Source organism: Enterobacter sp. T1-1 (genome assembly GCF_000710795.1).
Classification (GTDB): Bacteria; Pseudomonadota; Gammaproteobacteria; order Enterobacterales; family Enterobacteriaceae; genus Enterobacter; species Enterobacter cloacae.
In genome coordinates this window covers 1-10,409 of record NZ_JALW01000103.1, presented here as the reverse complement: position 1 = coordinate 10,409, position 10,409 = coordinate 1, and the positions used below count along the sequence as shown (strand labels likewise).

General features: G+C 51.8%; 9 protein-coding genes. All 9 read right to left on the bottom strand.

Going from position 1 to position 10,409, the window contains the following annotated elements:
• Window positions 1–232: 232 nt before the first annotated feature.
• Window positions 233–580: an immunity protein Tsi6 family protein gene (locus AK59_RS0123050; RefSeq protein ID WP_081852469.1), complete on the bottom strand. Its 348-nt coding sequence runs from the start codon at window positions 578–580 to the stop codon at window positions 233–235.
• A gap of 21 nt (window positions 581–601) precedes the next feature.
• The gene (gene tri1 / locus AK59_RS0123045; protein ID WP_029883918.1) at window positions 602–1,657 is read right to left on the bottom strand and encodes an ADP-ribosylarginine hydrolase Tri1; all 1,056 of its coding nucleotides are present in this window, start codon (window positions 1,655–1,657) and stop codon (window positions 602–604) included.
• Between the two features lie 51 nt (window positions 1,658–1,708).
• The gene (locus tag AK59_RS1000000125350; protein WP_231501510.1) at window positions 1,709–2,554 is read right to left on the bottom strand and encodes an immunity protein Tsi6 family protein; all 846 of its coding nucleotides are present in this window, start codon (window positions 2,552–2,554) and stop codon (window positions 1,709–1,711) included.
• Between the two features lie 248 nt (window positions 2,555–2,802).
• Window positions 2,803–3,255 carry a hypothetical protein gene (locus AK59_RS0123030; protein WP_029883917.1) on the bottom strand — a complete coding sequence of 151 codons (453 nt, stop codon included), beginning with the start codon at window positions 3,253–3,255 and terminating at the stop codon, window positions 2,803–2,805.
• A gap of 316 nt (window positions 3,256–3,571) precedes the next feature.
• Window positions 3,572–4,333, bottom strand: coding sequence for an ankyrin repeat domain-containing protein (locus tag AK59_RS0123025; RefSeq protein WP_029883916.1), 762 nt, complete (start codon window positions 4,331–4,333; stop codon window positions 3,572–3,574).
• Window positions 4,330–5,748, bottom strand: a complete 1,419-nt coding sequence (locus AK59_RS0123020) for a hypothetical protein (RefSeq protein WP_029883915.1) — start codon at window positions 5,746–5,748, stop codon at window positions 4,330–4,332. The genes AK59_RS0123025 and AK59_RS0123020 overlap by 4 nt, the downstream gene beginning before the upstream one ends.
• A gap of 36 nt (window positions 5,749–5,784) precedes the next feature.
• A complete protein-coding gene (locus AK59_RS0123015; protein WP_013096192.1) occupies window positions 5,785–7,218 on the bottom strand; it encodes a serine/threonine protein kinase in 1,434 nt (477 codons plus the stop codon).
• Between the two features lie 24 nt (window positions 7,219–7,242).
• Window positions 7,243–9,858, bottom strand: coding sequence for a type VI secretion system ATPase TssH (gene tssH, locus AK59_RS0123010; protein WP_029883914.1), 2,616 nt, complete (start codon window positions 9,856–9,858; stop codon window positions 7,243–7,245).
• A gap of 38 nt (window positions 9,859–9,896) precedes the next feature.
• A partial coding sequence (gene tssG, locus AK59_RS0123005) for a type VI secretion system baseplate subunit TssG (RefSeq protein ID WP_029883913.1) occupies window positions 9,897–10,409 on the bottom strand: 513 nt, incomplete at its 5' end.

Here is a 10,409-nt window from a genome sequence, read left to right as displayed (position 1 = left end):
TGCTGCGGTCGATACGCGCATCTGTGCCGAGCAGGGTCAGCGTCAGGACGAACGACTCGGACATCGCCTCGCGGCCGGAGAGTTTCCAGAAGAGCAGCCCCTCGACCGGGAGCTGGACGGTAATTCGGTTGAGCATAATCGTTATTCCGTAATGTTTTATGCTAAATAAATGTATCAACAAAGACGAGATTATTGACAAGACGTTTTGGGATATGCACAAGTCACCGTCTGCTTAATTTCGATACCGCTTTTGCCTTTTTAGATATTCATTATCCTGCTCATGAGGAAGAATAACTTTTAACCCTTGTGCCATCTGCGAAGCGATGTAGTTTACATTTGACAGATGCCGGGCAAGCTCTTCATCGGTAGTTTCAAATTCTTTTGCAGCCATAGCGCCAAGATTTAACGCATGGAGTTTACTTTTATCTTTATTCTTTCCTGTCAGGATATCCCTGACATACGCCACTTGTTTTTCAGCCATGTTATACAAAGAAAAAGAGGGATGAATTGACTTTCGCTCCTGAATAATGCCGAGGGCATTTTCAATATAATCCATCGCTGTATAACTTTGTTTATTCACGCTTCTCCTTTAACTCCCGTACTAGAGAAAGTTGTCCTCTGGTGCTCTGTCAAACAAATCACACGCCAGCGCAGCAATACGTTCATGTTGTACCAGTTTGTCTTTCCAGTCCTGCGGTATCTCAGAATAACCATACAATGCACCGGCAAGTTGCCCTGCCGTTGCCGCGACGCTATCGGCATCATCCGCCAGATTGGTGGCAAGAAGGATCGCATCACGGAAATTATCCGTATTCCATACCGCCCACATTGCTGCTTCAAGCGTATCGATTACATAACCGCTGGAACGAATCTGATGACGGGCTTTATGCTTGTACTCACCCGCGTTGATTATCATGACCCGTGCACATAAAGGAAAAACATGGGGTGAAAATGCCTCTTCTTTTTGATGACCATTAATCAGATGATGCAGAATCAGCCCCAAAAATTGACATGCATCGATAGACTCTACCGCTCCGTGAGTTGCTCTGCTCTGTGCCTGCGATTCAAAATAAATCGCCCTGAGTGACTTTCGGCGGAAGATCGACACAGGAGCCTGGCGAACAAGTCCGGCATTCCCCGCGGTATGTTTCTCCGTGTTACCGTACCAGGAAGGCCCAACATGTAGATATTGTTCCAGAGCGAAACGCGTTGTATTGCCAATATCGAAACAACGTCCGTTACTGCTGTTCTCTCCAGTTTGATACCACCTCAGAAGGAGCTTTCTAAGGGTATCTGTATTCATTCGATTTTCGGCAAGATAGGTTTCCGCCACACACAAAGCCATGGATGTGTCGTCTGTCCATTCACCCGCGTTTAACATGAAGGGACCACCACCCTGCATATCACTAACGTTTTCGCTATCCCGTGCTTTAAATTCAAGCGTTGTCCCGACGGCATCGCCAACGGCCAATCCCACTAAGGCACCGAGCGCGTTATCGCGCGAAACGACCTCCGTTGTGACGAGCGGCAATGTTTCATCCCAGACCTTATCGGAACTCTTTTGCCGTGACACCTTCCTGAGGTTTAACGGCATAAGATTGCGGTAGCGGTCAGCATAGTGATTAATTACCGCATCTTCGCTGTGTAGATCGACCATTATGGATCCTTCAGGAGGAAAGATATATTGAGGAAATGATATCCATAACTCTCAAAACTCGTCAGGGTATTTTTCCGCCAGTACGCATTGTTTCTGAACATAGTCAGGATCCACTTCATGCGGTAATTTCACTTTAACGCCACGGAGACGTTGATCTGCGATATACCATGCTTCCGTCAGTCTCTCGAAAAAGAGCTCATCTGAGTTTTCAAATTCTCTGACCGCATAAATGCCAAAAGTCATTCTCTTTAATACGGATTTGTCAGCTTTGTTTTTGATCACAATCTTTTTCAGAATGCGTAACTGCTGCACAATCTCATCATACATATGTAAAATTGGCTCCCTGGGGTACTTGCCATTAATTTCCGCATATCTTTTTTGCGCCAGTCTGAGGGCCCTTTCGATATAGTCCCGTTCAGTTAACGGTAAAAATTTGTTTACCCCATCACCCGCATCCCATTTTTTCATTACAAATATGAGCGAGCCAATTTTTACTATTTCAGACAAAATGAACAGCGTGATATTAAGAGATATAACACTCATTCCGAGACCGACAATAATCATCGGGAACAAGGTCACCGAACAACTCATGGTGAGCAGGCGTAGCACTTCCTGCGCCAGAGCAAACCGGACGGCATATCGGTGAGTTGTGAAAAAAAACCAGGCAGAAAAGAGTAATGAAACCGGCCACAGAAGGTATACGAGGTAAAAAAGACCCGTCAATAAACCGTTTACCCCTCCTGCTATCAGCATGAAGATGATGACACCAAAATTCCCACCGGTAGAATCCCACCATGACTGAAGCAAGTGGTATGGGCCGACAAAATAAAACACAATGCCGATGACATCCATAATGCCCCAGAAATAGAATATTTTATTTTTTGCAGTTATATTCACTCAAGCCCTCATTTAATCGATTCGGGTGGCCACTTACCACTCTGTAGACGCGGTTGTGTTTTTTTATCATAAAGCGTATTCATTAACTCTCCACGCTCAAATGCCTTAACCAACGTAAACTGAGAATCATTGAAATAATCCAGGAATTACAATTCTCCATCCCAGCTGCATCCTCGCAAAAGATTTATGATAACTAATGCTAAAAAGCTTCGAATACACATATCCCTTCAGCGCTTGATTAAAAGCCTTTACTCCGCACGAACCCCTTTCTTAGCATATTTATAATATATTAGGGAGTACAATTTCAGCGTCTCGGAGATCATAAACAAAACAAGATTAACCCAAACATTCGATATACCAGTAACATCTGCAAGCAGCGGGAAAAACGCAACGGAACAGCGAAATGAGATCAACCGAAAAACTTCTTGAAACAGAGCGAACTTAACTGCACAGCGTTGCCGCTTAAAGAAAAAAATTGCCGAGAGAACAAAAGAAAGCAGTAGCCCTAAATCCAAAGCAAAAAGAAGTAACACCAGTGCACCAGGCACCAAAGTGCTGTGTGCAGACCATAAATCAATAAATGATAAAGCATCCGAAATGACAGGTATTCTTCCCTTCCGCACTGAATTCAGACAATAAAGTATGATGGCAAGAGTATCCATGCCACCCCAGAAAAAGAAAACTTTGTCTTTTACAGTCATGACCTGTTTATCTCTTATTATACTGCCGCAAGTGGCCATTTACCGCCGTAATGATTCATTTTTCTTTTATTTGGTTTAAGGGTTGATATGACTTATCATCTTCTTTTGTGTCAGTTAAAAGACCATCCAACCGCCCAGAACAACAAGTCATATCATGTTATCTGGGTTTGTTAAGAGCGATTTACGGGAGCTTTTTTAACTTCACCTAGCTTGCCGCTTAAGTAGTCTTGCGGATTTGGCTTCTATATACATCCCTGTAATAGAAATATGAAAATCGGCATCCGACGAGCAGTAAGATGCATATGTTATACGTTTCCTATTTAACCGGAGTTGGTGGCCATTTTCCGCCATGTTGAATAAGCACATCTTTAATTTCGTTAAGTTTTTTATATTCGTCGCTGCCTACCTTCGCCCTATCGAGGAAACGCTGCAACTGATTACCCATCGTCCAACCATTATCAGCTTTGATTTCAGGGTCAGCCCCGCGTTCAAGTAAAAGAAGAACATGATCGTACGAGTGGAAATCCAGGGCATCAATAAGTAGCGTATTTCCCAAAGAATCGGTGATATTTATATCGGCACCTTTATCAAGCATAGCCTGCAACGTCTTGGTGTTTTTGGCTTCAAGTGTTTGGAAAATAATTGGTTTCCCAAAAGTTTTATCAACGGCATTTGGCGATAAACCCGCATTTAACATCGCCTTGATCCAGTCCGCGTTGTCTGCCATTAAAACAAACTCAGCTGGACTATTTTTTCCTTGTGGCCTCGGTTGCAGAGGGTCTGCACCCGCTTTAATCAGCATGGTGATAATATTTAACCGCTCCGGTGTTTTCTGATTATTGATCGAATTCATGACAGCCCAAAATAACAATGTCATATCTTCTTTACCGGGTTTGTTTAAATCCGTCCCTGACGCTAATTTAATTACCTCATCAACTTCGCCATTCTCGATTGCACGAGCTAATGTGAGCTGTTGTCCGCTAAAGTAATTATCTGGTTTTAAATCCATATTTTGTTTACACCCCTGTACCATTAAAATCAAACAAAGCATTATCCAGCCTGATAAGAACGATTTCATGCACGACTCCTAATAATTGAAATGTCTTCATCCTTTTGCTGTTCTATGCAATCTATTGCCTGACCAATGCCATGGCGGTCCAATGGACCGCCTGTCCCGCCGGGAAGATCGTGAACAACTCCAGCAGCATTAGGCATAATGGCAGAGATTTCTTCTTTGGCTATAAGCGTTGGGATGTGGCCTTTCAACATTTTATAGTCTTCCGCCAGATTAACTTCCTGGATTTTTGTCAGCAATTCACCTTCAACACGATAAGCCTGAATATTATCCGCCTCACCCAGCAAGCTTCCACCGTATTTTTCAACAGTGGTTGAATGCAGACCAGCCGCATTGAATGTCCATCCAGCCTGACCGCTTGCGATAGAGGTAGCAGAGGCCAACCCACCACCCAGAGAGTGGCCTGCAATATCGATTTTAGATACCGATTTAGCCAGACGTGATCCCAAGCGTACTGCCCGCTTATAATAATCAGACTCCATACCTAAACCTTGAGCACCATTGTTTATCCAGTCAGCCATGTTCTTCGTGGGAAAAAACTCAGGTTGCCTTGATCCTCTGAACACGATTGTTGGATTCATGTCACTGCCAAAAACCGCAGAATCAGGTTGATAAACTCGCGCCAGGAAGTCAGGCGTATCGGCATGGTCAAAAAGAACTTCTTTATCCAGACCATATTTCTTCAAAGCACCCGCATCATTACTGATATCCTTCCACCCCTCCGGTACTCCCGGCGTGGCCTCAAGCGGGTTCACGGTCTTATACACATTCTCTGCCAGCTTCGCTTTCTCAACCGCGATATTATTCGCCGCCAGCCGCTTAGCCGCGATTTGCGCATCCGGATAGAGGCTATTACTCCCCTTCGCAATCAGATCCTTACGCGCCTGCCAGCGTTCAGCTTTGGTCATATTCTCCAGCTGTGCCGCATAGGTTTTACCGTCTTTGCCCGGCGTCGGCTCGTCCGGCATCTGTGCCGCTTTGGATTTGACTACCTGTTTCGGCAGCACCGTTGGCGCAGGGCGGGAGCCATAGGTTCGCACCATGGTTTCGTAGCGGTCGACAATTGTACTCACCGGGTACCAGCCCAGACCGTCCAGCGAGGCAGCCTGCAGTCGGCCATCAGCATTGATATAAAATATCTCCGTCACTGACGACCAGTTACGATAGCTCTCGTCGATCGCCACCACTCTTCCCATGTCGAGATCCTGCACAATCAGCTTACGGGTATCGCGCCCGGACTGATAAGGATTCGCGCCAGTGATGGAGTGCAGCAAGTCGTAACGTGTAAACAGCGAGCGCAGCGAATTGTCGGGCACCGACATAATCCACTGCCCGGCAACGGACGGGCGGATAATTTTCGCAAAAAGCGCGGGCGAGACGTTCTCGCTGAAAAGATAGACAAATTTTATGTTGTACATTCGCTCCGTCCTGTTACCAGTCCCTTTTCGCCTTGTTTACGGATTCACCAGCCAGGTGCCAGGCTTCACGATATCCAGCGTCTGGCTACGGGTTCTGCCGTTGCCCTGCAGTTCAATGCTCACCTCACCCGCTGGCAGCTTGAGCGATGCATAGCCGTTGTTCGCCGGACGCAGCGCTTTTGGCTCGCCGTTCACTTTCAACGTCTCGCCGTCAAGAATGCGAATGTAGACCAGAGCAATCGGGCTGGCTTCAACCGGTGGCGGCGTCGGTTGCGCTGTCGCAGGCGTTGCCGCTTGTTCGCTTACCTTCGCGGTCTCCTGTTTGACATCTGGCGCGTTCGATGCGGTTTCCGTCGTGCGGGATGCTTCCGGCGCTTGCGCAGCCTGTTCTGGCGCATCGTGGCCGCCGCTGAACAGCATCGCGCCAGCGACCACCCCAACCAGCACCCCCGCGGCAACCATCCCGGGGATCTTGTAACGACGCCAGTCAAACGCCGAAGCCGGTGCCTCTTCTTCCACCGGCACCAGCATGGTGCCCGGTTTTTTAGCAGTCAACACGTCATCGATACCGGCGACCGGCATCTCGATTAACGCCGCGAACTCATCAATAGACTGCGGACGGTCTTCCATGTGCAACGCCAGGGCACGGTCGATAGCCTGCAACAGCGACAGGGAGTACCCCTGCGGCTGGATTTCCGCCAGCGGTTTGCAGGTATCCTGAATGGAACGCACCACGCTGACCGGTGGCGGTGAGCCCACGATCAGGGTGCGCAGCACCGCGCCGAGCGCGTAGATATCCGTCCACGGTCCCTGCTCGCTTTCGTTGTCGTCGGTGTACTGCTCGATAGGCGCAAAGCCCGGACGCAGCATGGTTTCGGTTTCGTCAGAGAGGTTACCGATGGTGCGGCGCGCGGAGCCGAAGTCCAGCAGCACCGGCAGGCCGTTATCCTGGATCTGAATGTTATCCAGCGAAATATCGCGGTGCAGATAGCCCTCGTCATGGATGGTCTTGATTGCGCCAAACAGCATCGGCAGCGTACGACGGATCCATGCCTCGTTAATCAGCTCCGGCTTCTCCTCGCGCAGGCGAGAAAGCGTGGTGCCGCTGTAAAACAGCGTGCCCATGTAAGCCGTATCGTTTTGCACCCAGAAGCGCAACACGTGCAGCAGGTTCGGGTGGTTGAAGCGCGCCAGCAGGCGGGCTTCCTGAATGAAGCTGTTCAGCCCCGCCGAAAACGCTTTGCCAAAGCGTTCGCTGCGCAGTACCAGCGTCATGTCGTCGCCGCGCACGGCGAGCGAGGAAGGCATAAATTCTTTGATAGCGATAGTGCGTTCGAGCTGGTGATCCCAGGCGCGATAGACGATGCCGAATCCGCCGCCGCCAATCACCTCTTTAATTTCAAACTCGTTGAAGCGATACCCGACCGGGAGCGCGTTTGGGACAGTCCGATTGTTATCATTATCCGTCATCTTTTACAGTTCTCTTGATGATTATTACGCGGCAAACTGACAGTGAAACTCGCCCTGCTCGCAGGTGACATGCAGACGTCGGTACTGCTCGTCGCTGCGGCTGGCGGTAAGTAATATCTGACTCATCTGAGGCAGCAAGGTGTTGGTCAGGATCGCATCCACCATACGTCCACCTGATTCCACCTCGGTACAGCGCTGAACAATCTGTTCTACAACGCTGTCATCAAACTCGGAAATAATATTGTGATTCTCTTCCAGCCGACGCTGAATGCGTTTGAGCTGCAGGCGAACAATCTGCCCCAGCATCGCGTCGCTCAGCGGATAGTACGGCACCACCAGCAGACGGCCCAGCAGCGCCGGTGGGAACACCTCCAGCAGCGGCTGGCGCAGCGCCCCGCTTAACGCCTCCGGCTCCGGCATCAGTTCCGGATCGGCACACATGGCGCTGATAAGCTCGGTCCCGACGTTAGACGTCAGAATAATAATCGTATTACGGAAATCAATGTGACGACCTTCGCCATCCTCCATCCAGCCTTTGTCGAAGACCTGGAAGAAGATCTCATGTACGTCCGGGTGCGCTTTTTCGATTTCGTCCAGCAGCACCACGCTGTAAGGACGGCGACGGACGGCCTCGGTTAACACCCCGCCTTCACCATACCCGACGTATCCCGGGGGTGCACCTTTTAAGGTGGAAACGGTGTGCGCTTCCTGGAATTCACTCATATTGATGGTAATGACGTTCTGCTCACCACCGTACAGCGACTCCGCCAGCGCCAGCGCGGTTTCGGTTTTCCCCACGCCGGACGGGCCACAGAGCATAAACACGCCAACCGGCTTGTTCGGATCGTCGAGTTTTGCCCGGGAGGTTTTCACCCGGCGGGCAATCAGATCCAGACCGTGACGCTGGCCAATCACCCGCTGGTTCAGCGTGTCGGCGAGGTTCAGTACCGCATCAATCTCGTTTTTCACCATCCGGCCCAGCGGGATGCCGGTCCAGTCAGAGACTACGGCCGCCACCACGTTTTCATCCACAGCGGCAAACAGCAACGGTTCATCACCCTGTAAGGCGTTCAGCGCCTGCTGCTGCTCTGCCAGTTGGCTGCGCAGCTCAGCGGTATCCTTATCACCCGCCGCAAACAGTGCGGCACGCAGGCGAATGATCTCCTGCACCAGGCTACGCTCGTCTTCCCAGCGCCGGGCCAGGGCCTCACGTTTGGCCTCATACGCGTCACGCTCTGCGGTTAATGCCGTGACGCGCTCAGATTCCCCTGCACCGACGCGCGCTTCGCGCTCCGCTATCTCAATTTCTACGTCCAGCGCCGCAAGATGGCGCAGGCAATCTTCCAGCTGCGCCGGAGGTGCACTCTGGCTCACCGCCACGCGGGCGCAGGCCGTATCCAGCAGCGCAACGGCTTTATCCGGCAACTGACGGGCCGGAATGTAGCGATGCGAAAGCTTCACGGCTGCGCTAACCGCTTCGTCGAGCAGTAAGACCTGGTGGTGGGTCTCCAGCGGCGACACGGTGCTGCGCAGCATCAGAACCGCTTTGGCCTCATCGGGTTCATGTACCTGCACCGTCTGGAAGCGACGGGTCAGTGCCGGATCTTTCTCGATGTATTTTTTGTATTCCGCCCAGGTAGTGGCGCCAATGGTACGCAGTTGTCCACGCGCCAGCGCTGGCTTCAGCAGGTTGGCGGCATCACCGGTGCCCTGCTGACCGCCCGCACCGATCAGGGTGTGGATTTCATCGATAAACAGAATGACTGGCATGGCGCTGGACTGCACTTCATTGATTAATGCCTGCAGACGGGCTTCGAACTCGCCTTTCATCCCGGCACCGGCCTGCAGCATACCGATATCCAGCAGCCACAGCTGAATGTTTTGCAGCGGCTCCGGCACATCGCCGTCGGCGATGCGCAGCGCCAGCCCTTCCACCACCGCCGTTTTTCCGACGCCGGCTTCCCCGGTCAGCAGCGGGTTGTTCTGGCGGCGACGCATCAGGATATCGATCATCTGGCGGATCTCTTCATCGCGCCCAACCACCGGGTCAATTTTGCCTTCACGGGCACGGGCGGTCAGGTCCTGACCATACTGGGCCAGCGTCCCCTGGGCAGCAGGCACCGAACCGGCTGGCGCATCCACTGCGGCAGCGGCCTGCTGCGTCTCTTTGCTGTTAGCACAGATAGTATCGAACTGCTCAATCAGCACCTCGACGTTAAGACGGGTAAACTGCGCCGAGATGCTCTTCAGCACGTTCGCCAGATTCCAGGTTTTCAGAATGCCGATCAGCAGATGGCCGCCGCGGATACGGCTGACGCCAAACTTCAGCGATCCATAGACCCAGGCGCGCTCGACGGCGCTGTCGATATGTTCGGAGAGATCGGAAACGGAACTGGCTCCGCGCGGCAGGGCATCGAGCGCCGCCACGATATCGCGCGTCAGCTGCTGTTCGTCGAGGGCAAAATGACGGATCACCTGTTGCAGATCGCCATCCTGCTGCTGCATCAACTGATGCAGCCAGTGCACCAGCTCGACGTAGGGGTTGCCGCGCAGCTTGCAGAACGCGGTGGCGCTTTCCAGAGAGGTAAATAACAGCGTATCCAGTTTGCCGAAAAGCACGGCACGGCTAATTTCTGACATGTTAGTTTCCATTAACAATGATTCGGTATACGGAAGGATTACCGCTCTGCGCGATACACCAGATCGCCACGCGGGACAGGCTGCGGCTGAAGGCCCAGCCAGGTGTTGTACCCCAATCGCCCGGTGCTGCCGAGCGTGGCGCCCTGCACGGCGTCAGCGCGCAGGATCACCCGTGTTTCCCATTCAAATTCCACCCCTGCGTACTGGCGTACCCAGTCCCGCAGTTCGGTTACCCATGCTTCACCGGGCAAAAACCGGTTGTACTCTTCCGCGCTGAGTGGGCCAATCTCGATGCGAAATTTATGCTGCACGTCGCGGACCGCCACGCCCAGAAACGCAGATTCGCCCATCCGCGGCACGCGGCGTCCTGCTCCCAGCTGCGCCTGCTCGCGCGGTGAAAGCGGCATCCACTGCGGTACGTTGGCGATCAGTTTGACCGGGGCTTTAAAATAGTTACGCAGGATTTTTTCCAGACCTTCAGGATCCCGTCCGTGGCGGGGCAGGGGTCCGGCGTGGGGAAAGCGGGGATGGGCGCTCAGGCTGCCTTTGTC